Source organism: Thauera terpenica 58Eu (assembly GCF_000443165.1).
In the GTDB taxonomy this organism is placed as follows: domain Bacteria; phylum Pseudomonadota; class Gammaproteobacteria; order Burkholderiales; family Rhodocyclaceae; genus Thauera; species Thauera terpenica.
In genome coordinates this window covers 18,402-45,202 of record NZ_ATJV01000053.1, presented here as the reverse complement: position 1 = coordinate 45,202, position 26,801 = coordinate 18,402, and the positions used below count along the sequence as shown (strand labels likewise).

The window sequence follows — 26,801 nt, the reverse complement described above, 5'->3', positions numbered from 1 at the left end:
TGTTTTGGCCAAAACTGATATTGACGCTGGGCAGCCGTATCCCTAGAATTACCCGACTATTAAACTCAACTTTTAAGGCGACAATCATGAGCGTTCAAGACGTCATCCGCGACCAGGTCACCAATAACGACGTGGTGCTTTACATGAAGGGTTCGCCGCAGTTCCCGCAGTGCGGCTTCTCCTCTGCCGCCGTCCAGATCCTGAAGGGCTGTGGTGTGCAGGAGGTGCTCGCGGTCAACGTGCTCTCCGATGATGAGATCCGCCAGGGCATCAAGGCTTTTTCCAACTGGCCCACCATCCCGCAGCTCTACGTCAAGGGCGAGTTCGTCGGCGGTAGCGACATCATGCGCGAGATGTATGAGAACGGTGAGCTGCAGCAGCTGCTGAAGGACGCCGGCGCCGCCGCTTAAGGTCGTCGCGGCCTCCCGGCCGTGGATGTCGCAGCGCCTGCCAGGGGTTCCTGGCGGCGCGGGGCGGCCGGGTCCGCGAGCAGGTTGCTGCGCATCAGCGCCTTGCGCAGCAGGTGCGGCAGCAGCAGCCTGGGCGGCATCCTGAGGGCATGGCCCCTGATATACAGGGCTGTTCTGGCGAGCCCGGAGAGTCTGTCGTCGCAGCTTCCGTGCTTGGGCAGCAGGCCGCGCCCGAATACGCTGTCCTGCACGCCGACGCCGAGCTTTCCAGGCTCGTTCCGGCGCAGGACGGTGTGCACGGCATGCGGAATGTTCACCCTTAGCGTGCGCTGCAGATAGCGAAGCGCGTAATGGAGGGGCTGTGACAGTTTCAGCTCCTCGGCGCGCGCGATGAGTGCGCGCCAGCGGTCCTCATCCGTGATGAAGTGCGCGACCAGGTCGCGAATGTCGAACAGGTCGCGCAGGGCGTGATCGAATTCGCCATCGTGGAAGAGATGGACTGCGCTGTGCAGAATCATGTCCTTGCCACACAGCACGCGGACTTCAGGCCGGTGGGCGCAGGGCACCGAGGCTGCCAGCAGCCGTTCCGGATCAGGGCGCAGGCGGGCCGTGTCGGGTATCAGGTTGTGATGCACGTCGATCACGCTTTGGCGCAGGATGTGGCGCATCGGCGGCAGTTCGTGCATCCAGGTCCGGTAGTAGCGCTGGTCGTACTCGTTCTGGTCCGCCGAGGACCAGCCGTGCATCATCAGGATGGTCTCGATGCGCTCGAGCTGATCGCGCCTGACGAGGACATCGAAGTCACTGAACATCCGGCATCGCCCCGGTGGCAACTCGGCCACGGCGTAGGCTGCGCCCTTGAGCAAGACCAGTGGTATCTCGGCCTGCCTGAATGCCAGCATCAGGTGCTCCACCTCCCAGCGTACCGCCTGCAGCTGGCGCTGGTGCAGGCGCAGGCTGCTTTCCAGATGGCGCCGTGGCGCGGGCGGGATATCCTGCAACAGGCTTTGTTCTCGCAGTAGCGTTGCCAGCCGGATCAGCAGCTGGGAGGCGCGTGCCTGGCCGATGAGGGTCTCCCATTCGGCCATCGTCAGCACTGGCGCGCGCTCGGGTGCGAGCAGGGTCTCGATCAGCAGGCAGGCGGGCAGACTCATCGCGCGACCTCTGCGGCCACCAGCGCATCCAGGCGCGCGATGATGTCGTCCAGTGCGCTGTATTCGGCGTCCAGGCCCTGCACACGGTCGATCACCCGGGCCAGTGTCCGGAAGCCGAGGGTGCCGAGCAAGGTGTAGTTGAACGCGTTGTCCACCAGGCGCATGAAGGTGTCTGCCCGAGACAGCGGCGAGATCTGCGTTGCGCTGTGTTCACGGTAGCGCGGAAACACCACCCGCCAGGGCAGGGCGTGGTCCTGAATGCCGGCGAAGCTCGTTGCGCTTGGCCGCATGTGTGCCACCGTGCCCTTGGAGGTGTCCGGGATGGGGGCGGTGATGAGGGCGTCGGGTGCGAAGGCGCGCATGACATCGATCGAGCGGTTCTTGAGGCTGACCGGGCGGCACAGGGAGTGGATCTCGGCCGTCTCAGGGTCGATCAGGATGAGCTCGTCCGACAGCAGCCGCCAGCCGCGGCACATCAGGGCTGCGCACAGGGTGCTCTTGCCGGAGCCTGAGGGGGCGGGCAGCAGGATGGCACGGCCGTGTTTTTCCAGCACAGCACCATGGATGATCAGGAACTGGTGGGCATGGCTGTAGATGCACCAGTTCATGCCCCACTCGAGCAGGGCGAAAGCCTGCTTGCCGGGCAAGGGCTTGAAGGGCTCGATGCCGTCCAGATCAAAGATGGATTGCGGCCGCAGTACACGCCGCAGACCAGAGGAAATGCGGATGCGCACATGAAAATCGGCAAAGGCGTCGGGTTCTGCGAGCGGGAAGGCGTCGTAGAGCAGATGGAGGCTTTCAGCGACCTTGGGCAGAGGGGAGTTGATGCGGAACACGAAGGGTCCGGTCTGCAGGCGCAAGCCGTTTCCGCGCAGGCAGCTCGAGAGCTGATCGTGAGTCAGGTCGCCAAGTAACAAGTCAGGAAGGGGCCAGGACGCCCAGGTCGATCAACAGCGTCAGAGTCTGCTCGAAAGCACCTCGATCGAGCGCATGTGCGCTTGAACAGGTCTCGTACAGTGCAAGGGGTGAGAGTCGTTCAGCGCGGCTCAGAGCGTCGATGATGAGCCCGGCCGGGTGAAGCAGGCGATGCGTGTTTCCGCTCTGACTGTCATAGAGCACCACATCTCCATCCCAGATCCGGAACTCGCGAAAATCCGCATCAAGCTGCAGGTCTTGATCAGGTGTCGCGCTCAATCCCAAGGCTTTGCCGTGGTCGCATCATACGTGTTGTTCGCAATATCAAGCGTGTCTTTCAGGGTTATGAAAGCAGGCTTGGTCCCGTGGTCGAGCAGGCCGTAGGCATTGACAATCTGCTGTGCGGTATACGCATACCCTGGTGCCCCGCCGCCGCTTGGGAAAGCAAGCGCATTGAGGTAGGCGCCAATCAAGATGAATGCCAGGTTGCCGGGATCTTCGCCAGTAAAGGCTCCATCAATGACGTCACCGAGCGTAGTCGGACCACCGAACGTGTTCAGCTCGTGGATGATGATGTTGTTGTACCGGATCTTTGGAAAGATGGAGTGAAACGCAGTGTTGGAGGGCGTTGGCCACCAGTTCTTTTTTGTTTTCCAGAATCCCGCCGAGATGCCGCAGCCGGTGAAGCCATGCTGTCCCGACAGGTTTGCAGACGCCAGTGCCGAAGGCGTGCACATCCCGCCCTGGGCCCAGACCGGACGGCTCGCGACGCTCAGCAGCAAGGGGCTGGCCGCCACTCCGCCCAGCAGTTTGCGGCGGCGCACACTCAGCCCGGAGGCTTGTTCGTTCGCGGCATCGCTATCGGAAGCGTTTTTTACTTGAGTCTGGGTCATCGCATCACCAACAAGGTGCACCTATCTTGAGGATTAAAATAGCACGCCATTTCTCCATCCGCCGTGAAAACCGGACGGATCGTGACAGAGTAGACATAAGCAAGAATCGTGCAAGGTTCTTTGAGTGGCAGTGGTGGCGGGCTGTTGTGCACGATGCTGTGCGTTCCGGGGCTCCATTCAGCGTGTTTCTTGCGTGACATGTAAAAAAACCCGACAGGTGCTGTGGGCGTTGTGGCCTGGAACGGGGCGCTGCATTTGCCTGCGCTGATCAAATCCTTTGCATGGACAGATGCGTGTTGAGCCGCGTCGCCAGACGCAGCGTCTCTCTCAGATACCCTCGTCCGAACAGGTTCAGATGGTTGAGCAGGTGATACAGGCTGTAGAGCAGCTTGCGCTCTTCGTAGCCTTCCGCCAGCGGCCAGAGGCGACGGTATTCAGCGTAGAAGCGCCCCGGAAAGCCGCCGAACAATTCGCTCATGGCCAGATCCGCTTCGCGGTCACCGTAATGCACCGCGGGGTCGAAGATTGCGGGCGTACCGTCGGCGAGCATGGCCGCGTTGCCGTGCCAGAGATCGCCGTGCACCAGGCTTGCGCGCGGGCGATAGTCCAGGAACAGGGCCGGTACTCGAGCGAACAGGCGCTCGCCCTGTTTTTGCAGTTCGCCGCTGAAGCCGTTTGCGCGTGCGAGGGCGAACTGCGGGCGCAGCCTATGCTCGATGAAGAACAGCGCCCAGTTGTCGGTGGGGGTGTTGAGCTGTGGCGTGCTGCCGAGATGGTTGTCGCGTCGCCAGCCAAATTGCGCGCCGGTGTTCTGATGCAGCTGCGTCAGCGCCTGCGCGAAGCGGGCACCGTCTTCGTCGGATTGCAAGGGCTGTAGTTCGAGATACTCGAGCACCAGAAAGGCGTGCTCCATATCGTCGCCGCAGGCGATCGGCACTGGCGTGCGCATGCAGCCCGTCGCCGCCAGCGCCAGCAGGCCGTCGACTTCGGCCTCGTACATGGGCAGGCGCTCGGCCTTGCCCAGCTTGACGAAATAGTGCTCCGCCCCATCGGCGACGACCACGGTGTCGTTGATGTCGCCGCCGCTCACCGCGCGCGTGCTGCGAATGCTGAACTGGTGGCCGACGCGCTCGCGGATGGCGTGTTCGATCAGGGGCAGGGCAGGGTGGTTCATAGGTTGGCGAGGCGGGCGCTGGCGTGCGACAGACGGGTCGCCAGCACCTCGAGGAAGGCCTTGTAGAAATGCATGCGGCAGACGTTGCTGGCGCGGCGCAGGGCGTGGGCGCGCAGGGTCAGCAGCCGGGTTTCGGTGGCGGCTTCGACCGAGGCCGAGCGCACACCCGCCGCGGCCGAGAACACCGCCACTTCACCGAAGCACTCGCCCGCGCTCAGTACATGCAGCAAGCGCCCGCGCTTCTTCACGCGCGCCTCGCCATCGATGATGAAGCAGATCGAATCGCCGCCCTCATCCTCCTTCATGATCAGCGTGCCAGCCTGCACCCGGCTGAACTGTGACACGCGGATCACTTCCCACAGCTCGGCGTCGGAGAACTCCTGAAAGAACTGCATCGTGCGCAGGGTGTCGAAGCGCTCTGCTTCCGGCACCGAGTCGCGGCCGATCTCGACGCTGTGATTGCGGAACGCCAGGGCGAGGTCGTGGGAGAACTCGGCCCAGTCCTGGTAGCGGTGCTCGATGTCGGACTCGGTGGCGCGACGAACGATGCGGTCGAGCGCTTCGGGTACGTCCGGGCGCAGGTCCGACGGCAGCGGCAAGGTCTCGTTGGCGATGCGGTAGAGCAGGCTGTAGTTGTTGTCGCTCTCGAAGGGCAGGCGGCCGGTGAGCAGCTCGAACATCACCACGCCGAGCGAATAGATGTCGGTGCGATGGTCCAGCGGCACTTCGCGCACCTGTTGTGGCGACATGTAGGCGGGTGAGCCGACGCCGGAGATCTGCGTGGTCTCGCGCGCCGTATTGAGCGCGGCGCCAAAGTCCGAGATGCGGATGTCGCTGCCTTCCGGGCTCATCAGCAGGATGTTCGCGGGTTTGATGTCGCGGTGCGTGACCCCCTGGTGAAAGGCATAATCCAGCGCCCGTGTCGCCTTGAACACGATCTCGATGACGCGCTCGAAGCTGGGCAGTGAGCCGGCGCGGGTGAGGCGCTCGAGCGTGCCCCCGGGCACGTAGTCCATGACCACGTAGGCGGTGTCGTCATCCACCATTGCATCGTGGATCTGCACGATGTGGGGGTGGAGCAGCCGCCCGGAGAAGGCGGCTTCATTGGCGAACAGCTGGCGATACAGGCGACCGCGCTCGCGGTCCTTGAGCACTTCGGGGCGCAGCTGCTTGATCGCCACCTCACGCAGATTGAAGGGGTCCCAGGCCAGGAAGACGATGCTGGTGGCCCCTTCGCCGAGCGGGCGGCGAATCTCGTACTTGCCAATGCGCTCCGCGCTCATCGGGTGCCTGTTCAGCCGAGCTGAGCGCGTGCACGCGCGATCGCCGCACGCACCTGAACGGGCGCGGTGCCGCCGATGTGTTTGCGTGATGCCAGCGAGCCTTCGACCGTGAGCACGGCAAACACTTCATCATCCAGGCGCTGGGCTGCACCCGCTACCGGCGCCATGGCGACGCGCAGTTCATCGAGCGAAAACTGCGGCAGGTCGCAGCCCTTGACCTCGGCCGCGCGCACGGCCAGCGCCACCGCCTCGTGGGCGTCGCGAAAGGGCAGGCCCTTCTTCACCAGATAGTCGGCAAGATCGGTGGCAGTGGCATAGCCTTGTGACAGCGCATCGCGCATGGCATCGGCCTTGACCTTGATGCCGGTGATCATGTCGGCATAGATGCGCAAGGTGTCGATCACCGTGTCGGCGGTGTCGAACAGCGGCTCCTTGTCTTCCTGGTTGTCCTTGTTATAGGCCAGTGGCTGCCCCTTCATCAGGGTCAGCAGGGCGATCAGGCTGCCATTGACACGGCCGGTCTTGCCGCGCACCAGCTCGGGGACATCGGGGTTCTTCTTCTGCGGCATGATCGAGCTGCCGGTACAGAAGCGGTCGGCGAGGTCGATGAAGCCCACACGCGGGCTCATCCACAGCACCAGCTCTTCCGACAGGCGCGACAGGTGCGTCATCAGCAGCGCCGCGGCCGCACAGAACTCGATCGCAAAGTCGCGGTCGCTGACGGCGTCGAGCGAGTTGGCACAGACCTCGTCGAAGCCGAGCTCGGCGGCGACGAACTCGCGGTCGATGGGGAAGCTGGTGCCGGCCAGCGCCGCGCTGCCCAGCGGCAGGCGATTGGTGCGCTTGCGGCAGTCCTTGAAACGCTCGGCGTCGCGCCGGCTCATCTCGTAATAGGCCATCAGGTGATGGCCGAAGGTGACCGGCTGCGCGACCTGCAGGTGGGTGAAACCGGGCATCGGGGTGTCGGCATTGGCTTCGGCGACGTCGAGCAGATTCTTCTGGAAGTCGACGACGAGCGCGAGGATCTGGTCGATCGCGTCGCGCAGCCACAGGCGGATGTCGGTGGCGACCTGGTCGTTGCGGCTGCGGCCGGTGTGCAGGCGTTTGCCGGCATCGCCCACGAGCGCGGTGAGGCGTTTTTCGATGTTGAGGTGGACGTCTTCGTCGTCCAGGCTCCAGGCGAATTCGCCGCGTTCGATCTCGCCCTGGATCTGCGCCATGCCGCGCTCGATGTCGGCGAGGTCGGATGCGGCGATGATGCCTTGACGCGCCAGCATCTTCGCGTGCGCGAGCGAGCCGCGGATATCCTGCGCAGCCATGCGCTGGTCGAAAAGCACCGACGCGGTGTAGCGCTTGACGAGTTCGGAGACGGGTTCGGTGAAGCGGCCGGACCAGGCTTTGGCAGCGTCGTGTGCAGGCGGGTGGGCACCGGCAGCCGGAGTCGGGGTGTCTGTCATAATGCGTTTCGGGAAAGAGTGTCGGCCGGCCCGGTGCGACAGGCCATGCATGAGGGGGTTCCGCCGCCGTTGCGGCACGGAAGTGCGATGGAAAGTCGATGGAAAGTATAAAGCAAAAATCCGCGGCACTTGGCGCACCGGCGACGCTGCCGGATTTCCGCAATCTCGGTGTCATCCTGCGCCTGTTGGTGGTGGTCAATCTGTTCGCGCTCGCCACCTTGCTGGTACGTGTGGATGAAGGCGGGCGCCTGCTCGCTGAGGCGGCCTTGATGGCGGGGCGCGTCGAGCTGCCGCTGCTGTTCATCGTGCTGCTGCTTTATCTGGCATCGCCCTGGCTGCGGGCGTGGCCAGCGCAGCTTGCGCAGGCCGGGGTGCTGGCGCTGGTGGTGCTGGCGGTGGTGCTCAGTTATCCCCTCATCGACGGTGGCAGCCTGTTCCGCCATCTGGCCTGGGCGCTGGCGGCGGCCTTGTTGTGCCTGTTCTATTTCGACTACCGCAACCGGCGCTATTCGCCGGCACTGGCCGAGGCACGTCTGCAGGCGCTGAGCGCCCGCATTCGCCCGCACTTTCTGTTCAACAGCCTCAATGGCGTGCTGGGCGTGATTCGCAGCGATCCGCGCCGTGCCGAGCGTGCGCTGGAAGAACTCGCCGACCTGTTTCGTGTATTGATGCGTGAAAACCGGGAGCTGGTCCCGCTCGGCGATGAAATGGCGCTGTGCGAGCGCTATATCGACCTCGAGCGCCTGCGCCTGGGAGAGCGTCTGGCGGTGCGCTGGGACTTGCCCGTTTCCGGCACGCCCGAGCACGCCGCATTGATGCGCGCCCAGGTGCCCGCGCTGTTGTTGCAGCCCTTGCTCGAAAACGCGGTGTATCACGGCATCGAACCGTCGGCCGAAAGTGGCGAGGTGCGCGTGCGCATCGAGCGCCGCGGCGATGAGTTGCGCCTCGAGGTGGACAACCCGGTGTCCGGGGTCGCACGCCATCCAGAGGGTAACCGCATGGCGCTGGACAACATCCGCGAGCGCCTGATGCTGTTCTTCGATCTCGAGGCCGGACTCGACAACGCCTGTAGCAACGGACGCTATCGTGTCCGCATCCGTCTGCCCTATCGGACCTCGCCGCCATGAACATCCCTGCCCAGCTGCCGGGCGCGCTGCGCGTGCTGATCGTCGATGATGAGGCGCCTGCGCGCGCCCGTCTGCGCGATCTGCTCGGCGACATCGCCGCCACCTGCCCCAGCGTCGTCGTCGGCATGGCCGCCAACGGCATCGAAGCCCTGCGCCTGCTCGAAACCGCTTGCGCTGACGTGGTGCTGGCCGACATTCGCATGCCGGCCATGGACGGGGTCGAGCTCGCGCGTCATCTCGCGCGCCTGCCTGCGCCCGTGCCGGTGATCTTCGTTACCGCCTATGACCAGTACGCGGTCGAAGCTTTCGAGCTTGCGGCGATCGACTACCTGCTCAAACCTGTGCGGGCCGAACGTCTGGCGATGGCGCTGGCCAAGCTGGGCAGTGCGCAGGCGCTCAGCGACCAGGGGCTTGCCGCGCTGGCGCCGGGTGAGCGTCGACATTTCAGCATCAGCGAGCGCGGCCGCATCTTGCTGCTGGCGATCGAGGAGGTGCTCTACCTGAAGGCCGAGCTGAAGTACGTCACCGCGCGCACGCTAGCGCGCGACTATGTGCTCGATGAATCCCTCGTCCAGCTCGAGCAGGAGTTCCCCCAGCGCCTGCTGCGCCTGCATCGCAACTGCCTGGTCGCGCGCGCGGCGGTGCAGGGCGTGGAGCGCGTCGGCGAGCCTGAGGCCGAGGGCCACTGGGAGGTGCTGCTCAAGGGCGTCGATGAGCGCCTGCCGGTGAGCCGCCGCCAGTGGCCGGCGGTACGGCAGGCGCTGCGCTTGTGATCAGCCGCTGTTGCGCAGCCCGGCGGCAATGCCGTTGATGGAGATGTGGATGCCGTTGCGGATGCGCACGTCCTCGCCGTGCTCGCGGTGGCGGCGCAGCAGTTCGACCTGCACGTGGTTGAGCGGATCGAGATAGGGGAAGCGGTTGCGGATCGAGCGCTTGAGCAGCGGGTTGCCCTCGAGCAGCTCGGTCTGGCCGGTGATCTGCAGCAAGACCTGCACCGTGCTCTGGTGCTCGGCACGAATGCGCCCGAACACCGCCTCGCGCAGGCTCACGTCCTTGACCAGATCGGCGTAGCGGCTGGCGATTGCGAGGTCGCTCTTGGCCAGCACCATGTCCATGTTGGACAGCAGCGTGGCGAAGAAGGACCACTCGCGCGCCATGCGCTGCAGGAGCGCGAGCCCGTCCTCGGGGTGCTGCGCGAGGAAGGCCTGCACCGCGCTGCCGAAACCGTACCAGCCCGGCAGCATCACCCGGCATTGCGACCAGCTGAACACCCAGGGAATCGCGCGCAGGTCTTCGATTGCGGTGCTCTTCTTGCGTGAGGCCGGGCGGCTGCCGATGTTGAGCGCCGCGATCTCGCTGATCACGGTCGACTCCCAGAAGTAGCGTTCGAAGCCCTCGGTTTCGTACACCAGGCCGCGGTAGGCGGTGCAGGCCGCATCCGAGAGTGCCTGCATGGCGGCCACGAAGGCCGGTGGGGTGGGCGCATCGCCGGCTGGGCGCAGGCTGGTTTCCAGGGTCGCCGCCACCAGCACCTCGAGGTTGCGGCGGCCCACTTCGGGGTTGCCATACTTGGCGCCGATCACCTCACCCTGCTCGGTGAGCCGGATCTGGCCCTGCACCGCGCCGTCGGGCTGGGCGAGTATGGCCTGATAGCTCGGCCCACCACCGCGGCCTACCGAGCCGCCGCGGCCGTGGAACAGGCGCAGGCGCACGCCATGGCGGGCGAAGGTGGTGACGAGCTCGCTTTCGGCCTTGTACAGCGCCCAGCCTGAGGTGAGAAAGCCGCCGTCCTTGTTGCTGTCCGAATAGCCCAGCATCACTTCCTGTGTGTGCTTGCGCGCGCCCAGCAGTGCGCGATAGATCGGCAGCGAAAACAGGCGCTCCATGACGCCAGCGGCGTTCTCGAGGTCATCGATGGTCTCGAACAGCGGGACGATGTTGACGTCGAGCGCATTCTCGAGCGGGCGCAGCAGGCCGGCTTCCTTGAGCAAGACCGCCAGTTCGAGCAGGTCGGAGACGTCGTCGGTCTTGGAGATGATGCAGTTCTGGATCGCCGACGTGCCATAGCGCAGATGGGCGCGACGTGCGCTGCGAAAGATCGCCAGCTCGCCCTCGCTCTCTTCCGAATATTTCACGTGCGGCGAGGCCAGTGGGCGCGCGGTGGCGAGCTCCTCGAGCAGCAGTGCGCAGCGGCCGGCCTCGTCCTGGGCGCGATAGTCGGTGCCAGGGCAGGCGATCTCGAGCAGTTCGGCGATGACGCGTTCGTGCACGTCCGAGTTCTGGCGCAGGTCGATGGGCGCGAGGTGAAAGCCGAACACCTTGGCTGCGCGCCGCAACTGGCGCAGGCGGCCACGGCTCAGCGTCGCCGCGCCGTTGGCAACGAGCGAGTGGTGCACGGTATCGAGGTCGGCTACCAGAGCGGCGGCGTCGGCATAGGGTTCGGCGCTGGCCACCGCATGGCGGGGTGGCGCGGTGCCGAGAAGTTCTCGATAGGTGGCGGCGAGACGGGCGTAGACGCCGGACACCGCGCGCCGATAAGGTTCGTCACGGCGGTGCGCAGAGGTGTCGGGCGAGCGCTCGGCCAGCGCCTGCAGCGCATCCGAGGCGCTGACCAGCCCCTGGCTCATCGACAACTGCGAACCCAGGGAATGCAACTCGTTGAGGTAATACTCGAGTACCACCGTGGCCTGCATCGCCAGGGCCTTGTCAAGCACCTCGGCGGTGACGAAGGGGTTGCCGTCGCGATCGCCACCGATCCAGCTCCCAACCTGAAGAAAGGGCGCGAGTTCGGTGCCGCCCAGCCCCGGGGAGGCGGCGGCAAGACGATCTTCGAGGGCGGCGTAGAGGCGCGGTAGTTCGCGCAGGAAGGTGGTGTCGAAGTAGGACAGGCCGTTGGTGATCTCGTCGATCACCGACAGCTTGGCGGTGCGCAGAACACGCGTCTGCCACAGGGTGAGCACCGCGCGGCGCAGGGCCTCGAGCGTGGCCTCGGCTTCGTCGGGGGTCAGCAGCATGCGGTCACGCTCGTCGAGCAGACGGGCGATCACGGTTTCGCAGTTGAGGATGCTCTTGCGCTGCACCTCGGTGGGGTGGGCGGTGAGCACGGGCGACACCAGCGCGCTGTCGAAGAATGCCATCAGCGCAGCGGAGTCGGCCGTGCCGCTGCCGAGCACGGCCTCGATGGCGTGCGCCAGACTGCCTTCACGCGGCGCTGAGCCGGCGATCAGGTGCGCGCGCGAGCGACGAATGTGGTGCTGGTCCTCGGCGATGTTGGCGAGGTGCGAGAAGTAGCTGAAGGCGCGCACGACCTGGATCGTCTGCTCGCGCGACAGGGCGTCGAGCAGATCCTCGAGTTCGCGGCGAGCCGCGCTGTCGTCGTCGCGGTGAAAGCGCACCGAGTTCTGGCGGATGCGTTCGATGAGTTCGAATGCGGCTGCGCCTTGCTGGTCGCGCACGGTGTCGCCGAGCAGGCGGCCGAGCAGGCGGATGTCTTCGCGCAGCGGCGCGTCTTTGTCGTGGGTCATCTCGAGAGGAGCTAAAAGGGTTGCAGGTTGCGCGCGGCCGATCAGGCTTTGTGCGCGGGGTTCGTATGCTCAGTCACTGGCGCCCATGTGGCGACGTGCTTGTGCGATCGCGTTGTCGACATACAGGCCATAGAAGTCCTCCAGCCGCAGTCCGACGATGTCCTCGCCAATGGCGCGGCCGTCAGCGTCGAACAGCCTCACCGTGGGCGTGAAGCTCGCCTTCTGTGCCTTTGCCACGGCGCGATGGCTTGACTGCGTGCCCGAGAAATCCACCAGCCCGGCATCGGAGTCGATGTCGATCTGACGGAAGAGGACATGCCGGCCTCTGATCTCGGCCGCCGCCATCGGCGCCAGATAACTACGCGCGGTTGCGCAAAAATGACAGCCGTGCTGGCTGTAAAGCACCAGCATCGGCATGCGTTTTTCGCGCATCGTCGCCGCATCACGTGCGAGGTTGGTCGCCTGCGGCAAGGTCTCCATCGCCTTGGGCTGCATGGGCGGTGCCGCTGAGAGCGCCATCGGCACGCATGCTAGAATCGCAGCCACCTTGCGCACCATTGGTGCGAACCCTGATGCTGCGGTGCGGCGAAAGTCGAGCATCCCTAGCATGACCGAATCCTGTTCTTGAGTGATCCCAATCGTGAGCCTAGCGAACCCCGAGCGTATCGTCATCGCCACCCGTGAAAGTCGTCTTGCCCTGTGGCAGGCAGAGCATATCAAGGCCCGCCTCGAGGGATTGTATCCCGCCTGTCGCGTCGAACTGCTGGGCATGACCACGCGTGGCGACCAGATCCTCGACCGACCGCTGGCCAAGGTCGGCGGCAAGGGACTGTTCGTCAAGGAACTCGAGAACGCGCTGCTCGACGGCCGTGCCGACATCGCCGTGCATTCGATGAAGGACGTGCCGATGCTGATGGGTGAGGAGTTCGCCCTGCCCTGCATCACCGCGCGCGAAAGCCCGCTCGACGCCTTTGTCTCCAACCGCTACGAAAGCCTCGCCGACATGCCGCCAGGCGCGGTGGTGGGCACCTCCTCGCTGCGTCGCGAATCGCAGATCCATGCGCAATATCCCTTTCTGGGCGTGACCAGCCTGCGTGGCAATCTCGACACCCGTCTGCGCAAGCTCGACGAAGGCCAGTACGACGCCATCATCCTCGCTGCTGCCGGCCTTACCCGGCTCGGGATGGGTGAGCGCATCCGCTCGGTGATGCCGGCCGAGGTGTCGCTGCCATCAGCCGGCCAGGGCGCGCTGGGCATCGAATGCCTGGCGGCGCGCAAGGACATCATCGGCTGGCTGCAGCCCCTGGTTGACGCCGACACCACTGCCTGCGTACTCGCCGAACGTGCGGTGGCGCGCGCGCTGGCCGGCAGCTGCGAGGTGCCGCTGGGCGCCTATGCGCTGATGCGCGAGGGCAGGATCTGGCTGCGCGGCTTTGTCGCCCGCCCGGATGGCAGCGAAATCGTGCGTGCCCAGAGCGAGGGCGCGGCGGCCGCGGCCGAGGCGCTGGGCAAGGCTCTGGCCGAGGATCTGCGTGCGCAGGGCGCGGAAGCGATTCTTGCGGACATTGGCTGAGTTGCACATGTCGACTGAGTCCACGCAGGCGCCGCTGGCAGGCCGCACGCTGGTCGTGACGCGACCCCTGGAGCAGGCCGACTCCCTGTGCCGACGCATAGAGGCGGGCGGTGGACGCGCAATCCGCTTTCCCGTGCTGGCGATCGCTCCGGCGCCCGATACTGCCGAGCTCGAGGCCATCGTGCCGCGTCTGGACGAGTTTGACTTCGCCTTTTTCGTCAGCCCCAATGCCATTCATCATGCGCTCGAGTTTGTCGGCGCGCGCCGCACCTGGCCGTCCGGACTGCGTGTGGCGACCGTGGGCAAGGGCAGCGAGAAGGTGCTGATCGAGCGTGGTTTCAGTGATGCGGTGGTGCCGCAGGACGGCTTCGATAGCGAGTCGGTACTGGCCTTGCCCGAGTTCTCTGCGGCGGCCATGGGTGGGCGCAAGGTGCTGATCTTTCGTGGCGATGGCGGGCGCGACCTGATTCGGGACACGCTGCGCACGCGTGGCGCCGAGGTGGAATACGTCACCTGCTACCAGCGCTCCTGTCCGCAGCTTGACCCGGCGCTGCTGCTCGAGCCGGCGGCGCGTGGCGAACTCGATGCGCTGTTGTTGACCAGCAGCGAGGGCGTACGCAACCTGAAGGTGATGCTGGGTGAGCACGCAATGCACGCCTTGCGCGAAGTCGTGGTGTTCGCCTCGCACGCGCGCATCGGCACCGAAGCGCGCGCCGCTGGCTTTGTCAACGTCATCGAGACCGAGGCCGGTGACGACGGTCTGCTGCAGGCATTGACGAAGCACTTTGGTTAAACTGCAACCATGAACGAAGAAATTCCCGCACTGACCCTGCCGCCGGGCGCCGCCCAATCATCCCGCAAGGACGCCTCCATGCCCGAACAATCGACACCGACGAGCCAGCCCGGCGCCGCCGAAACCGTGTCAGCGCGCCAGACCATCGCCTGGTGGGCCTTGCTGGTGGCGCTCACAGCGGGTGGCGCGGCCGCTTGGTCCGTGTGGCAGGCGCGCGACACGCACACCCAGTCCGCCCAGCTGCGTGAAACGCTGGCCAGCCGCCTCGCCGAGAGCGAGAGCCTGGCCAGCGAGGCGCGCGGCATCGTGCGTCAGCAGCAGGAGACCATGGCCTCCTTGCAGGGCAAGCTGGGTGCGCTCGAATCCAAGGTTGAAGCGACCGAGGGTCAGGCCGCCGCGCTCGAGGCGCTGTATCAGGAATTTTCCCGCTCGCGCGAAGACGGCGTGGTGGCGGAGGTCGAGCAGGCGGTTGCCCTGGCGGCCCAGCAACTCCAGCTCGCCGGCAACGTGGAGGCGGCACTGATTGCGCTCAATCAGGCCGATGCCCGGCTGGCGACGCACGACCGCGGCCAGTACGCCCCGCTGCGGCGGGCGCTTGCGCATGACATCGAGGCGCTGAAATTACAGCCCGTTGTCGATGTGTCTGGTCTGGGTCTGCGCCTGGAGCGACTTCTCGAGCGTGCCGATGCCATGCCGCTGGCCTACGAGGGTCAGTTGCCAGCGCCTGCCATGGCGGCAGCCACGGCCGATGCCGATGCTGCCGCAGGGGGCGACTGGATGACGAAAGGAATCGGCCTCGCACGTGAGCTGGCCGACGATGTGTGGCGCGAAGTGCGCGGTCTGGTGCGCATGGAGCGTCTCGACCAGGACGACCCGGTGCTGCTGGCGCCGGCGCAGAATGCTTTCCTGCGTGAAAACCTCAAGATCAGGCTGCTCACCGCGCGTCTGGCGCTGCTCGCCCGCGACGCTCGCACCTATGGTGCCGATCTCGCGCAGGCACGGGTCTGGATCGAGCGCTTCTTCGACCAGCGCGACGAGCGCGTGAAGATGGCGTTGCAGGAGCTCAGCGCGCTCGAGGCCGTGGCCATCCGGACCGAGTTGCCCACACTCACCGAGAGTTTTACCGCGCTGCGCATCATGCAGGTGCGGGGCGGGGCGGCGCAGCTCGGTTCGATGCCGGACGCGGCAGCTGAGCTGTCGTCTCAGGAGCGAGTCGAGGAGTCTCCTGAGCTCGCTTCGCAAGCTGCCGCAAACGCCGACGAGACCGTTTCGCCGCCTGCTGCCGACGCCGAGCCGGACGCGCCCGCCGCGTCCGCGGCACAGTGAGGGGGCCGCGATGCGTACTCTGATCTGGCTGATTGGCATCTTCGCCATTGCCGTCGGTGTGGCGATGGTGGCCGGCCTCAACGATGGTTACGTTCTGCTGGTGATGCCGCCCTGGCGCGTGCAGTTGTCGCTGAATCTGCTCGTGGTCATCGTGGTCGTGGGCTCTGCCCTTGGGTACGCGCTCATGCGTCTGATCAGCCGAACCCTGCAACTGCCGACCCGGGTCGCACAGTGGCGCGAGCGACGCCGGCGTGAACGCGCAGGCCGCGCGCTGACCGATTCCATCCATGCGCTGTTTGAAGGTCGCTTCGCACAATCGCTCAAGTCGGCGTCACGCGCCTACGAAATCGGTGATGAGGCATCAGTGGCCGCGCTCGTTGCCGCGCGTGCCGCCCACGCCTTGCACGATGAGCAGCGATATCGCGAATGGCTCGGGCATGCCGCCGAGCAGAGCGCGAAGCAAGGCGCCAGGGACGATGTCGCACTCTTGATGACCGAAGCCGAGCTTGCCGTCGAGGGGCGTCGTTTCGACGAGGCGGGGGCGCGTCTGGCGAGCTTGCGCGAGGCTGGGCATAGGCATATTGCCATGCTGCGCCTCGAGGCCAGCGTGGCCTCGGCGCTGGGGCGCTGGGAGGAACTGGTCGCCACCGTTCGACAATTGCGCAAGCACAAGGCGCTGACTGAAGAGCAGGCGGCGCCGATGTTGCGCCGTGCTCACGTCGAGCGCATGCGCGAGCTCGCGGGCGACGGCGCAGCGCTGGGCGCGTACTGGAAGCAGATTCCGACCAATGAGCTGCAGGACCGTGGCTTGATCGAGCGCGTGTTGCCGCTGCTGGCGCGCGTGGGCCATGGTGAGCTTGCGCGCAAGCAGGTCGAGCGCCTGCTCGACGAGCGCTGGGACTCTGACCTTGCGCGTCAGTACGCGTGGTGTGCGGTAGGCGAGGGCGACATCCGTGCCTGCCTGCAAAAGGCCGAGAGCTGGTTGCCGCAGCAGGCGCGTGATGCGGGCTTGCTGTTTTCTCTGGGCCAGTTGTGCATCAATGCCCAACTGTGGGGCAAGGCGCAGAGCTACCTCGAGTCTTCCATCCAGCATGGCGCCACAGTCGAGGCCTATCTCGCGCTTGCCCACCTGCTGGAGAGTCTCGAACGCAGGGACGAGGCGCAAGGCCACTACCGCGCAGCCGCTGAGCTCGTGGCGGGCGGGCAGAAATCCCGCCTGGCCCTGCTGCCCGCCTGAGCGGAGTCTTGTTGTTGTGTGCTGGGCGCAGCTGCGTTCAGTAACACAGCACGCCCTTCAGCCCGACGGGGCGCGTACTCAGGCCCAGTCGCGCGGCCTGAGGTAGTCCTCGTAAAGCCGGGCTTCGGCTGAGCCGGGCTCGGGATGCCAGTCGTAGCGCCACTTCACCATCGGCGGCATCGACATCAGGATGGACTCGGTGCGTCCGCCCGACTGCAGGCCGAACAAGGTGCCGCGGTCGAAGACCAGATTGAACTCCACGTAGCGCCCGCGCCGGTAGGCCTGGAAGTCGCGTTCGCGCTCATCAAAAGCAAGGTCCTTGCGGCGTTCGATGATGGGCAGGTAAGCGGGAAGGAAGGCATTGCCCACTGACTGGGTAAGACCGAAGGCGGTGTCGAAGTCGGTCTGGCCGTCGGCACCGAGATCGTCGAAGAACAGCCCGCCGACGCCACGGGGTTCATTGCGATGCTTGAGGAAGAAGTAGCGGTCGCACCAGTCCTTCAGGCGCGCGTACTCGGCTTCGCCGCCGAAGGGCAGGATGGCGGCCTTGCAGGTGGCGTGGAAGTGGCGCACGTCTTCTTCGAGCGGATAGTAGGGCGTCAGATCCATGCCGCCGCCGAACCACCACACCGGCGCCTTGCCTTCGGCCAGGGCGAGGAAGCAGCGCACGTTCATGTGCACCGTCGGGCAATGCGGATTGCGCGGGTGAAGCACCAGCGACACGCCCATGGCCTCGAAGCGGCGACCTGCGAGTTCGGGGCGATGCGCGGTGGCTGAGGCCGGCATGGCCTCACCCATTACATGGGAAAAATTCACCCCGCCGCGCTCGAAGAAATTGCCCTCCTCGATGACGCGGGTCAGCCCGCCACCACCGCCAGGCCTCTCCCAGCTGTCAGTCTGGAAAAGCTTGCCATCAAAGGCTTCCAGGTGGCTGACGATGGTCTGCTGCAGCGTGCTGAACCAGGGCTTGAGGGTGGCGGGATTCATCGCGCTTCAGCTCGCACGTGCCAGGCCGCGGTGGCCAATGTCGCGGCGATACTGGCAGCCGTCGAAATGGATGGCGGCGGCGAGCGCGTAGGCGCGCTGCTGTGCCGCGTGCACGTCCTCGCCCAGTGCGGTCACGCACAGCACGCGCCCGCCGGCGGTCACGACCTGGCCATCCTGTTCGGCCGTGCCGGCATGGAACACGTGCGCATCTGCGAGCGCATGCGTGGGCAGGCCGGTGATCGGGTCACCCTTGCGCGGACTGTCCGGATAGCCCGCAGCTGCGAGCACGACGCCAAGGGCGAAACGCGGGTCCCATTCGGCTTTGCTCTGATCGAGTGTGCCGGCAATCGCTGCTTCGACCAGATCGGCGAGATCACTCTTGAGCCGCATCAGGATGGGCTGCGTTTCCGGGTCGCCCAGGCGGCAGTTGAACTCCACCACGCGCGGACTGCCCTCGCCATCGATCATCAGGCCGGCGTACAGAAAGCCGGTGTAGGGCAGGCCTTCGGCGGCCATGCCGGCCAGCGTGGGCTGGATGACCTCGCGCATCACGCGCGCGTGCACCTCGGGCGTGACCACCGGCGCGGGCGAGTAGGCGCCCATGCCGCCGGTGTTCGGCCCCCGGTCGCCGTCCAGCAGGCGCTTGTGGTCCTGGCTGGTGGCCAGCGCGAGCGCATTCCTGCCGTCGGCCATGACGATGAAGCTGGCTTCCTCGCCCTCCATGAACTCTTCGATGACCACGCGTGCGCCCGCATCGCCCATCTTGTTGTCGAGCAGCATCATGTTGATTGCGGCGTGAGCCTCGTCCGCGCTCATCGCCACCACCACGCCCTTGCCTGCCGCCAGGCCGTCGGCCTTGATCACGATCGGTGCGCCTTCGCGTTCGATGTAGGCATGGGCCACCGCCGCGTCCGAGAAAGTCTCGTATTTCGCCGTAGGGATGTTGTGACGGACGAGGAACTGCTTGGCGAAATCCTTCGAGCTCTCGAGCTGGGCCGCGGCCCGGGTCGGGCCGAAGATCGGCAGTTGGGCAGCACGGAAGGCATCGACCACGCCGGCGGCGAGCGGCGCCTCGGGGCCGACCACGGTGAAGCCCACTTGCTCGCGCTGCGCCAGTTCGACCAGATCGGCCACCGCGCTCGGTGCCAGGTTGCGCAGCTTGGGCTCGCGCGCCGTGCCGGGATTGCCTGGCGCCACCAGCACCTCGGTGATCCTGGGCGATTGCGCGAGTTTCCAGGCGATCGCATGTTCGCGGCCGCCGGCGCCGATGACGAGGACTTTCATGAAATGCTCCGGATCAGTGGCGGAAGTGGCGAAAGCCGGTGAACACCATGGCGATATCGTGCTCGTCGGCGGCAGCGATCACCTCCTCGTCACGCATCGAGCCACCGGGCTGGATCACTGCGGTGGCGCCGGCCTGAGCCAGCACGTCCAGGCCGTCGCGGAAGGGGAAGAAGGCGTCGGAGGCGACCACACAGCCCGCGATGTTCAGCCCGGCGTTCTCGGCCTTGATCCTGGCGATGCGGGCGGAGTCGACGCGGCTCATCTGGCCTGCGCCAACGCCGACAGTCATGCCGTCCTTGCAGTACACGATGGCGTTGGACTTGACGTATTTGGCCACACGCCAGGCGAACAGCAGGTCGCGCAGCTCGCTCTCTGACGGCGCGCGACGGGTGAGCACCTTGAGGTCAGCGAGCTGGATGCGGGCGTCGTCCGCGCTCTGCACCAGCAGGCCACCGCCCACGCGCTTGTAGTCGAAGGCGCTGGTGGGCTCGCCGAGCGCGCAGGTGAGCACGCGCACGTTCTTCTTGCTGGCGAGCAGCTCGAGCGCGTCGGCGCTGTAGGAGGGCGCGATCAGCACTTCGAGGAACTGCGCCGACACCGCCTCCGCCGTGCTGCGGTCGACTTCGCCATTGAAGGCGATGATGCCGCCGAAGGCCGAGGTCGGGTCGGTGGAGAAGGCCTTGGTATAGGCTTCCAGGGCGCTCGCGCCCACTGCCACGCCACAGGGGTTGGCGTGCTTGACGATGACACAGGCCGCGGCTGCGCCGTCGTGCTCGAAGGCCTTCACACACTCCCAGGCCGCATCGGCGTCGGCGATGTTGTTGTAGGACAATTCCTTGCCCTGCAGCTGCGTATAGCCGGCAACCCCACCTTCGGCGGCGCCGGGCTGGCGGTAGAAGGCTGCGCTCTGGTGCGGGTTCTCGCCGTAGCGCAGGTCCTGCACCTTGTCGAAGGCCAGTTGCAGGCGCTCGGGGTAGCTCTGCAGCGACACGTCACCGGCGTCGTTGGTGACCAGCGCGGTGAGGTAGTTGGAGATCGCCGAGTCGTAGCGTGCGGTGTGGGTGAAGGCTTTCACCGCGAGCGCGAAGCGCGTCTTGTGGCTGAGCTTGCTGCCATTGGACTGGAGTTCGCTGACGATGGCCGCATAGTCCTCGGGGTCGGTGACGATGCCCACCCCGCCTTCTTCATTGCCATGGTTCTTGGCCGCAGCGCGCACCATGGTCGGGCCGCCGATGTCGATGTTCTCGATCGCGTCCTCCAGGGTGCAGTCGGGCTTGGCCACGGTCTGCTGGAAGGGGTAGAGATTCACCACCACGAGGTCGATGCGGCCGATGTCGTGCGCGGCAATCGTGTCCATGTGTTCGGTCAGGTCGCGGCGCGCGAGGATGCCGCCATGCACCTTGGGGTGCAGGGTCTTGACGCGGCCGTCGAGCATCTCCGGGAAGCCGGTGTGCTCGGAGACGTCGGTGACCGTGAGGCCGGCTTCGCGCAGCATGCTGGCGGTGCCGCCGGTCGATAGCAGTTTGACGCCGAGCGTGGCGAGTTCGCGGGCGAAATCGAGCACGCCGCGTTTGTCGGAAACACTGATCAGGGCTTGAGTGACTTTCATCGTGGGACCGGAAGCGAGGATTGAAAAACAGGTGGAATCGAGGCGCCGGGCTTGAGCACGGCGCGCGATCCGGCGGTGGCTGTGCGCCTACAGCAGATCGTAGTCGGTGAGCTTGCGCCGCAGCGTGTTGCGGTTGATGCCAAGCATGTCGGCGGCGACGGTCTGATTGCCCTTGGCCTGCTGGAGGATGAACTCCAGCATCGGGCGCTCGACGTTGCGGATCACCATGTCATGAATGGCGGCCGGTTTTTCGCCGTCGAGGTCGCGGAAGTATTGATCCAGCGTGCGGACGACGGCGTCCGCGATCTCGTTGCTGCGGGCATTCATGCTGCGAGTTCCTGCGCGGGTTCGGTCTCGTAGCTCAGGCGGAGATCGGCTTCGGCGAGACGACCGAAAAATTCATCCACTGCGGCGAGCTGCGCGGGGATGTCGGGAATCTGGTTCATGGTGCGGCGAAAGGCGGCTGAGCCGACAAGGCCCTTGGTGTACCAGGAAATGTGCTTGCGCGCGATCTTGACCCCACGTTCGTCGCCATAGAAGGCATACAGATCGGTGAGGTGTTCGCGGCACACCTGATTGATCTCGCTGACCAGCGGCGGCGGGAGCACTTCGCCCGTCGCAAGGAAGTGTTCGATCTCACGAAAGATCCACGGTCGGCCCTGCGCCGCGCGGCCGATCATGATGCCGTCCGCGCCGGTGTACTCGAGCACCTGCCTGGCTTTCTGCGGCGTGGTGATGTCGCCATTGGCAATCACCGGGATGCGCACCAGGGTCTTGACGTGAGCGATGGTGTCGTATTCGGCGTCGCCCCGATACTGGTCAGCGCGCGTGCGGCCATGGATGGCAATGGCCTGGATGCCGCAATCTTCGGCGATGCGCGCGATCACCGGGGCGTTGCGGTTGTCCTGATTCCAGCCGGTGCGAAACTTGAGCGTGACCGGCGTGTGCGGCACGGCCTTGACCACCGCGTTGAGGATGCGGGCGACCAGCGCCTCGTCCTGCATCAGCGCCGAGCCCGCCATCACGTTGCACACCTTCTTGGCTGGGCAGCCCATGTTGATGTCGATGATCTGTGCGCCGCGGTCGGCGTTGTGGCGCGCGGCCTCGGCCATCATGGCCGGGTCTGCGCCCGCGATCTGCACCGAGATGGGATCGACCTCGCCCTCATGATTGGCACGGCGCTGGGTCTTCTCGCTGCCGTAGAGCAGGGAGTTGGAGGTGACCATCTCGGACACGGCGACGCCGGCGCCGAGTTTCTTGCACAACTGGCGGAAAGGACGGTCCGTCACTCCGGCCATCGGAGCGACGAAAAGATTGTTGCGCAAGGTGAAACCGGCAAACTGCATGTGTCTGGTCAGGCGGCAAAAAGCGGGATTTTAACCGATGACGGCGCCGCCTGCCGCCCCGCGCCACTTGAGGATGCCGAAATTACACTCCCACAGGGGGTTTGCCCGCCTGCGTGGCCCGCCCAGCGCAGCGAGGTTCAGGGCCAGGCGCGAGCACCGAACATCATGCGGCGGGCGATGAAGTGGCGCAGGGGTGGGCACACATCGAGCGCGAACAACGCGGCGCCGCGGGCGTGACGCAAGGGCGCGATGTCGTTGCTGAAAACACGCGCCAGGGTGTCGGTGAAACGTATCGTACCCAGGCGGTCGAGCCCGCGGCGGCGGGCATAGTCGCTGAGCACGCGGGTGTTGCCGGGGTCGCGCCGGGCGCCGGGCGCAGCCTCGCTGCAATGACGCAGCAGTGTGTCGGCGAGCGCCCACACGTCGCGCAGCGCGAGGTTGAAGCCTTGCCCTGCGACCGGGTGCAGGGTCTGCGCGGCGTTGCCCAGCCACACCGTGCGCTGGCCGATCGCGGATTTGCGGTAGCGCAGCACGAGCGCATAGCGCAGCCGCTTGCTCACGTTGGTGAGGCGCGCGCGATTGCCGATGTGGGCCTGCAGGCGAGCCAGGTAGGCCGCATCGTCGAGCGCGAGGAGCGCGTCCGCGCTGTCTGGGCGCACCACATGGACGAGCGCGTAGCCCCCGTCCTTGGGCAGCAAGGCAAGCGGGCCTTCGTCGGTGAAGCGCTCGAAAGCGGTGCTGCGGTGGCCGCCGGCGACGCCGAGCTGAGCGATCAGGGCGTGCTGCTGGTAGTCGTGCTCGATCACGTTCGGGTCGCCGGCGCGCAAGCCACCCTCGGCGCACACGGCCAGACGCGCGCTCAGGGTGGTGGCCGGGCGCCCCGGTCCGCCCAGGCTGGCGATGATGTCGTCGGCACCGGGTGCCAGATTGAGGACTTCGGTTTCGTCCATGACCGCAATGCCGGCCGCGTCCACCGCCGCACGCAAGGCGGCGGTGAGCCCGCCTGCCGATACGACGTAGCCCAGCGCGGGCAGCTCGTGTTCGGCGGCGTCGAGAAGCGTGCGTCCGAAGCCGCCTTGCTGCGAGATGTGGATGTGTTCAATGGCCGTGGTGGCGATGGCATCCCACACGCCCAGGCGCTGCAGCGTGAGGCGGCTGCCGTGGGCGAGCGCGAGGTCGCGCGGGTCTGCGCTCACCACCGTACGCGGGCGGGCATCGGCGAGCACGATGTCGAGCCCTGCGTCCTTGAGCGCCAGCGCCAGTGCCAGGCCGACCGGGCCGGCGCCTATGATCAGCAGGTCGTGCGTGCTGCGCGTGCCTTCGTTAGACATGAGGCGTCTCCCGCATCAAGGCTTCGATGTCGGCGATGGTCTTGGGCACGTCCGCGGTGATGAGCTCGCAGCCCTTGGCGGTCACCACGGCATCATCTTCGATGCGGATGCCGATGTTCCACAAGTGTTCGGGCACGTCGGCGGCGGCGCGGATGTAGCAGCCGGGTTCGATCGTCAGCACCATGCCCTCCTGCAGCGCACGCCACTCGCCGTCGAGCTTGTATTCGCCCGCGTCATGCACGTCCATGCCCAGCCAGTGGCCGGTGCGATGCATGTAGAAGCGGCGATAGTCGCCGTTCTCCAGCACGCCATCGAGGCTGCCCTTGATCAGCCCGAGGTCGAGCATGCCCTGGGCGAGCACCTTCACCGCGGCGTCGTGGGGCTCGTTCCAGTGCGCGCCCGGGCGGGTGGCCTCACGGGCGGCATCCTGTGCGGCCAGCACCATTTCGTACACTTCGCGTTGCGCGCCGCTGAAGCGGCCGTTGACCGGGAAAGTGCGGGTGATGTCCGAGGCGTAACCGTCCAGTTCGCAGCCGGCGTCGATGAGCAGCAGCTCGCCGTCGTGCAGAAGGTGGTCGTTGTCGACGTAGTGCAGCACGCAGGCGTTGGCCCCGCCGGCCACGATCGAGGTGTAGGCGGGGGCCTGGCTTCCCGCGCGGCGAAAGCTGTGCAGCAGCTCGGCCTCGATCTCGTACTCGAAGCGGCCGGCCCGTGTCGCCTGCATCGCGCGGCAGTGGGCGGCGGCGGAGATGCGTGCGGCGCGGCGCATCGTGGCCAGCTCGGAGGCGTCCTTGATGAGGCGCATCTCGTCGAGCTCGGCACGCAGGTCACGCACCGAGTGCGGCGGCGTGAGGCCGCTGCGGGCCTTGTCGCGCACCGCGTTGAGGGCGCCGAGGACCTTGGCGTCCCAGGTGTTGTCGTAGCCCAGGCCGGTCCACAGCAGCGGCTGGTCAGCGAGGTAGTCGGGCAGGCGTTTTTCCAGATCGCCGATGGTCCATGCTTCGTCAAAACCGAAGATCTCGCGCGCCGCTGCAGGGCCGTAGCGAAAACCGTCCCAGACCTCGCGCTCTTCGTCCTTCTCGCGGCAAAAGAGGATCTGCTTCGTGTCCTCGCCCGCGACCAGCACGATGACGGCCTCGGGTTCGCGAAACGCGGTGAGGTAATAGAAGTAGCTGTCGTGGCGGTAGGGGTAGTGGGCGTCACGGTTGCGGATGCGCTCGGGCGCGGTGTGCAGGATGGCGACGCCACCGCCCTTGGCCTTCATGCGCGCGAGCAGGCGCTCACGGCGGGCACGAAAAGGGGCGAGGTCGAGGGCGGGGTGGAGCTCGGGCGTGGTCGGTGCGTTCATGGCGATGGATTATGGCATGGGCTGATCGGCTGCATTCGGGGCGGGACACAGCGCGGGACGCGTGTGCGCTGTGACTGCGGGTCGGTCCACAAGTGCGTCAGTGTGCGCCGCGCAGGGTGCGCAAGCCGGCCTTTTCCGCTGCGACCCGCTCGGCGTTCAAGGCTGCGTCCAGCGCCGCGAGCCGGGCCGGTGTGCCGACGTCGACCCAGCGCCCGCCGTGGTGAGCGCCGCTGACCCGGCCCGCGTCCATGGCGGTGCGCAGCAGCGGCGCAAGCCTGGCAGCGTTGCCGTCGGCGAGCTCGGCGAAGAGCGCGGGATGATAGGCGCCCAGGCCGGAGAAGGTGAGGCGCGGGCTGCCCTCAGCGTGCAAGTGTGCGCCGGCGTCGAGGTGGAAGTCGCCCGCAGGGTGATGCTCGGGGTTGTCCACCATCAGCAGGTGGGCGAGCTCGCCCTGGGTGAGGCCGGGGCCCGCGCCCAGGGCTTGAGCGGCGCGGCACAACGCCCCCAGGTCGGCATCGCAAAACACGTCGCCATTGACAACGATGAAGGGGGCCTCGCCCAGAAGCGGCAGTGCGTGGCGGATGCCGCCGGCGGTTTCCAGTGCAAGCGGCTCGGCTGACCAGCAGAGGCGCACCCCCAGCGCGTGGCCGTCACCGAGCGCGTCTATCAGGCGGTGGCCAAGATGGGCGTGATTGATGACGATTTCGGTCACGCCTGCGGCGCGCAGGCCTTCGATGTGCCACACGATGAGGGGCTTGCCACCGACTGAGAGCAGGGGCTTGGGCGTGTGATCGGTGAGGGGGCGCATGCGCTCGCCGCGGCCGGCGGCAAGGATCATGGCTTTGGGAGGAGTGGTCAAAATACGGATTTCAAAATACGGGCGTCAGAAGGTATAGCCGACGCGGGTGTCTTCGGGGTCGATGCGGTTGAGCAGCTTCAGCAGCGGCCCGAGTTCGCGGTAGCGCTTGCAGGCGCGACGCAGGTAGTCCATCACCAGGGGCATGTCGGCCAGGTAGCCGTCCTTGCCATCGCGGTGGTGGAGGCGGGCGAAGATGCCGAGCACCTTGAGGTGACGTTGCACGCCCATCCACTCGAAGTCCCGAAAGAAATCGCTGAACTCTGCGCGCACCGGCAGACCGAGCTTTCTTGCCGTTTCCCAGTAGCGCACCAGCAGGTCGAGGATGAAGTCTTCGTCCCAGCGGATGTAGGCGTCCTTGAACAGGGAGGCCAAGTCGTAGGTGATGGGGCCGTACACCGCGTCCTGGAAGTCGATGATGCCCGGGTTGGCGCCGAGGCCGGCGGCGGGCTCGAGCAGCATCAGATTGCGCGAGTGATAGTCGCGATGCACGAACACCTTGGGTTCGTCGAGGTTCACCGCGAGGATGCGCTCGAACACGGCGTGAAGCGTCGCCGTGTCGGCATCGCTCAGCGTCACCCCCTTGTGGCGGCTGAGGTACCACTCGGGAAACAGCATCATCTCGCGCAGGAGCAGGCTGCGATCGTAGTCGGGCAGCACACCGGGGCGGCTCGCACACTGGATGGCGGCGAGGGTGCCGAGGGCGTCGGCATAGAGGTTGGCGGCGTGTTGCAGATGGGCCGTGTGCTGCAATTCATTCGTCGGCGACTCGCTGCCCCTGAGGGCGGTGAGATAAGTCGTCGAGCCAAGGTCGGACAGCAGCAGGAAGCCGCGCTCGACATCCGTAGCCAGCACCTCGGGAACGTGGGCGCCGGCGCTGCGGAGCAGTTCGGCGACCTGCAGCCAGGGGCGGCTGTCTTCCTTCTCGGGCGGGGCGTCCATGACGATGCGTGAGGGGCTGCCGTCGGCAAAGCTGACGCGGAAATAGCGGCGGAAGCTGGCGTCGGCCGAGGCCGGGGCGAGCGTGAAGGCCTGGTCGGGCAGGGCGGACGCGAGCCAGCTTCGCAGTTCTTCGAGACGTTGCAAACAAGTTCTCCACGGGTGTTCGTGTACAATCCGCGAGTTTATCAACACGGTCGTGCGACGGGGGATTGCCCTGCGAACGACAGGAAAA

The 26,801-nt window shown here is 66.2% G+C and carries 25 protein-coding genes; 7 read left to right on the top strand and 18 right to left on the bottom strand.

What is annotated here, in order from left to right:
- The first annotated feature begins 86 nt into the window (after positions 1-86).
- Positions 87-410 carry a Grx4 family monothiol glutaredoxin gene (gene grxD, locus M622_RS29970; RefSeq protein WP_021249338.1) on the top strand — a complete coding sequence of 108 codons (324 nt, stop codon included), beginning with the start codon at positions 87-89 and terminating at the stop codon, positions 408-410.
- On the opposite strand, the gene M622_RS29965 is transcribed toward grxD, so the two are convergent.
- The 7 genes from M622_RS29965 to argH form a co-directional block, all read right to left on the bottom strand.
- Positions 407-1,564, bottom strand: coding sequence for a nucleotidyltransferase domain-containing protein (locus M622_RS29965; protein ID WP_021249337.1), 1,158 nt, complete (start codon positions 1,562-1,564; stop codon positions 407-409). The two genes, grxD and M622_RS29965, sit on opposite strands and share 4 nt — an antisense overlap.
- On the bottom strand, positions 1,561-2,424 hold the full coding sequence (locus tag M622_RS29960; RefSeq protein WP_021249336.1) for an HprK-related kinase A: 864 nt from the start codon (positions 2,422-2,424) through the stop codon (positions 1,561-1,563). Before M622_RS29960 ends, M622_RS29965 begins: the two co-directional genes overlap by 4 nt.
- Positions 2,425-2,482: 58 nt before the next feature.
- Positions 2,483-2,758 (bottom strand): hypothetical protein, encoded by a 276-nt coding sequence (locus M622_RS29955; protein WP_021249335.1) that lies wholly within the window; start codon positions 2,756-2,758, stop codon positions 2,483-2,485.
- Positions 2,755-3,372 carry a hypothetical protein gene (locus tag M622_RS29950; protein WP_021249334.1) on the bottom strand — a complete coding sequence of 206 codons (618 nt, stop codon included), beginning with the start codon at positions 3,370-3,372 and terminating at the stop codon, positions 2,755-2,757. Before M622_RS29950 ends, M622_RS29955 begins: the two co-directional genes overlap by 4 nt.
- 268 nt (positions 3,373-3,640) lie before the next feature.
- Complete coding sequence (locus tag M622_RS29945; RefSeq protein WP_021249333.1) at positions 3,641-4,546, bottom strand: fructosamine kinase family protein; 906 nt, start codon at positions 4,544-4,546, stop codon at positions 3,641-3,643.
- Complete coding sequence (locus M622_RS29940; protein WP_021249332.1) at positions 4,543-5,829, bottom strand: serine/threonine-protein kinase; 1,287 nt, start codon at positions 5,827-5,829, stop codon at positions 4,543-4,545. The genes M622_RS29945 and M622_RS29940 overlap by 4 nt, the downstream gene beginning before the upstream one ends.
- A gap of 11 nt (positions 5,830-5,840) precedes the next feature.
- Positions 5,841-7,286: an argininosuccinate lyase gene (gene argH, locus M622_RS29935; RefSeq protein ID WP_021249331.1), complete on the bottom strand. Its 1,446-nt coding sequence runs from the start codon at positions 7,284-7,286 to the stop codon at positions 5,841-5,843.
- 98 nt (positions 7,287-7,384) lie between these two features.
- Between argH and M622_RS29930 the strand changes: the two genes are divergently transcribed.
- Entirely contained in the window at positions 7,385-8,413 is a 1,029-nt protein-coding gene (locus M622_RS29930) for a sensor histidine kinase (RefSeq protein ID WP_021249330.1), read from the top strand.
- Positions 8,410-9,186: a LytR/AlgR family response regulator transcription factor gene (locus M622_RS29925; protein WP_021249329.1), complete on the top strand. Its 777-nt coding sequence runs from the start codon at positions 8,410-8,412 to the stop codon at positions 9,184-9,186. The genes M622_RS29930 and M622_RS29925 overlap by 4 nt, the downstream gene beginning before the upstream one ends.
- On the opposite strand, the gene ppc is transcribed toward M622_RS29925, so the two are convergent.
- Together ppc and M622_RS29915 are read right to left on the bottom strand one after the other, a co-directional pair.
- Positions 9,187-11,937, bottom strand: coding sequence for a phosphoenolpyruvate carboxylase (ppc, locus tag M622_RS29920; RefSeq protein ID WP_021249328.1), 2,751 nt, complete (start codon positions 11,935-11,937; stop codon positions 9,187-9,189).
- Positions 11,938-12,006: 69 nt separating this feature from the next.
- Complete coding sequence (locus tag M622_RS29915) at positions 12,007-12,546, bottom strand: thioredoxin fold domain-containing protein (protein ID WP_157282011.1); 540 nt, start codon at positions 12,544-12,546, stop codon at positions 12,007-12,009.
- Between the two features lie 31 nt (positions 12,547-12,577).
- On the opposite strand from M622_RS29915, the gene hemC reads away from it, so the two are divergent.
- The 4 genes from hemC to M622_RS29895 are packed head-to-tail and all read left to right on the top strand — an operon-like array spanning position 12,578 to position 16,866.
- Positions 12,578-13,510: a hydroxymethylbilane synthase gene (gene hemC, locus M622_RS29910; protein WP_021249326.1), complete on the top strand. Its 933-nt coding sequence runs from the start codon at positions 12,578-12,580 to the stop codon at positions 13,508-13,510.
- A 7-nt stretch (positions 13,511-13,517) separates the two neighbouring features.
- Positions 13,518-14,303 (top strand): uroporphyrinogen-III synthase, encoded by a 786-nt coding sequence (locus M622_RS29905; protein ID WP_021249325.1) that lies wholly within the window; start codon positions 13,518-13,520, stop codon positions 14,301-14,303.
- A 9-nt stretch (positions 14,304-14,312) separates the two neighbouring features.
- A complete protein-coding gene (locus M622_RS29900; protein WP_021249324.1) occupies positions 14,313-15,629 on the top strand; it encodes a uroporphyrinogen-III C-methyltransferase in 1,317 nt (438 codons plus the stop codon).
- A 10-nt stretch (positions 15,630-15,639) separates the two neighbouring features.
- On the top strand, positions 15,640-16,866 hold the full coding sequence (locus tag M622_RS29895) for a heme biosynthesis HemY N-terminal domain-containing protein (protein WP_021249323.1): 1,227 nt from the start codon (positions 15,640-15,642) through the stop codon (positions 16,864-16,866).
- Positions 16,867-16,944: 78 nt separating this feature from the next.
- Here M622_RS29895 and hemF read toward each other — a convergent pair whose 3' ends face one another.
- The 9 genes from hemF to M622_RS29850 all read right to left on the bottom strand — a co-directional run bounded on the left by hemF (position 16,945) and on the right by M622_RS29850 (position 26,713).
- Positions 16,945-17,853, bottom strand: coding sequence for an oxygen-dependent coproporphyrinogen oxidase (hemF, locus tag M622_RS29890; protein WP_021249322.1), 909 nt, complete (start codon positions 17,851-17,853; stop codon positions 16,945-16,947).
- 6 nt (positions 17,854-17,859) lie between these two features.
- Positions 17,860-19,137, bottom strand: coding sequence for a phosphoribosylamine--glycine ligase (purD, locus tag M622_RS29885; RefSeq protein ID WP_021249321.1), 1,278 nt, complete (start codon positions 19,135-19,137; stop codon positions 17,860-17,862).
- Between the two features lie 13 nt (positions 19,138-19,150).
- On the bottom strand, positions 19,151-20,746 hold the full coding sequence (gene purH / locus M622_RS29880) for a bifunctional phosphoribosylaminoimidazolecarboxamide formyltransferase/IMP cyclohydrolase (RefSeq protein ID WP_021249320.1): 1,596 nt from the start codon (positions 20,744-20,746) through the stop codon (positions 19,151-19,153).
- An 87-nt stretch (positions 20,747-20,833) separates the two neighbouring features.
- Complete coding sequence (locus tag M622_RS29875; RefSeq protein WP_021249319.1) at positions 20,834-21,073, bottom strand: helix-turn-helix domain-containing protein; 240 nt, start codon at positions 21,071-21,073, stop codon at positions 20,834-20,836.
- Positions 21,070-22,092 (bottom strand): tRNA dihydrouridine synthase DusB, encoded by a 1,023-nt coding sequence (gene dusB / locus M622_RS29870; protein ID WP_021249318.1) that lies wholly within the window; start codon positions 22,090-22,092, stop codon positions 21,070-21,072. The genes M622_RS29875 and dusB overlap by 4 nt, the downstream gene beginning before the upstream one ends.
- A gap of 137 nt (positions 22,093-22,229) precedes the next feature.
- Positions 22,230-23,423, bottom strand: a complete 1,194-nt coding sequence (locus tag M622_RS29865) for an FAD-dependent monooxygenase (RefSeq protein ID WP_021249317.1) — start codon at positions 23,421-23,423, stop codon at positions 22,230-22,232.
- Positions 23,416-24,771, bottom strand: a complete 1,356-nt coding sequence (locus M622_RS29860) for an aminopeptidase P N-terminal domain-containing protein (RefSeq protein ID WP_021249316.1) — start codon at positions 24,769-24,771, stop codon at positions 23,416-23,418. Before M622_RS29860 ends, M622_RS29865 begins: the two co-directional genes overlap by 8 nt.
- Positions 24,772-24,868: 97 nt before the next feature.
- Entirely contained in the window at positions 24,869-25,609 is a 741-nt protein-coding gene (gene murU / locus M622_RS29855) for an N-acetylmuramate alpha-1-phosphate uridylyltransferase MurU (RefSeq protein ID WP_021249315.1), read from the bottom strand.
- 45 nt (positions 25,610-25,654) lie between these two features.
- Positions 25,655-26,713 carry an aminoglycoside phosphotransferase family protein gene (locus M622_RS29850; RefSeq protein WP_021249314.1) on the bottom strand — a complete coding sequence of 353 codons (1,059 nt, stop codon included), beginning with the start codon at positions 26,711-26,713 and terminating at the stop codon, positions 25,655-25,657.
- Positions 26,714-26,801: the final 88 nt, after the last annotated feature.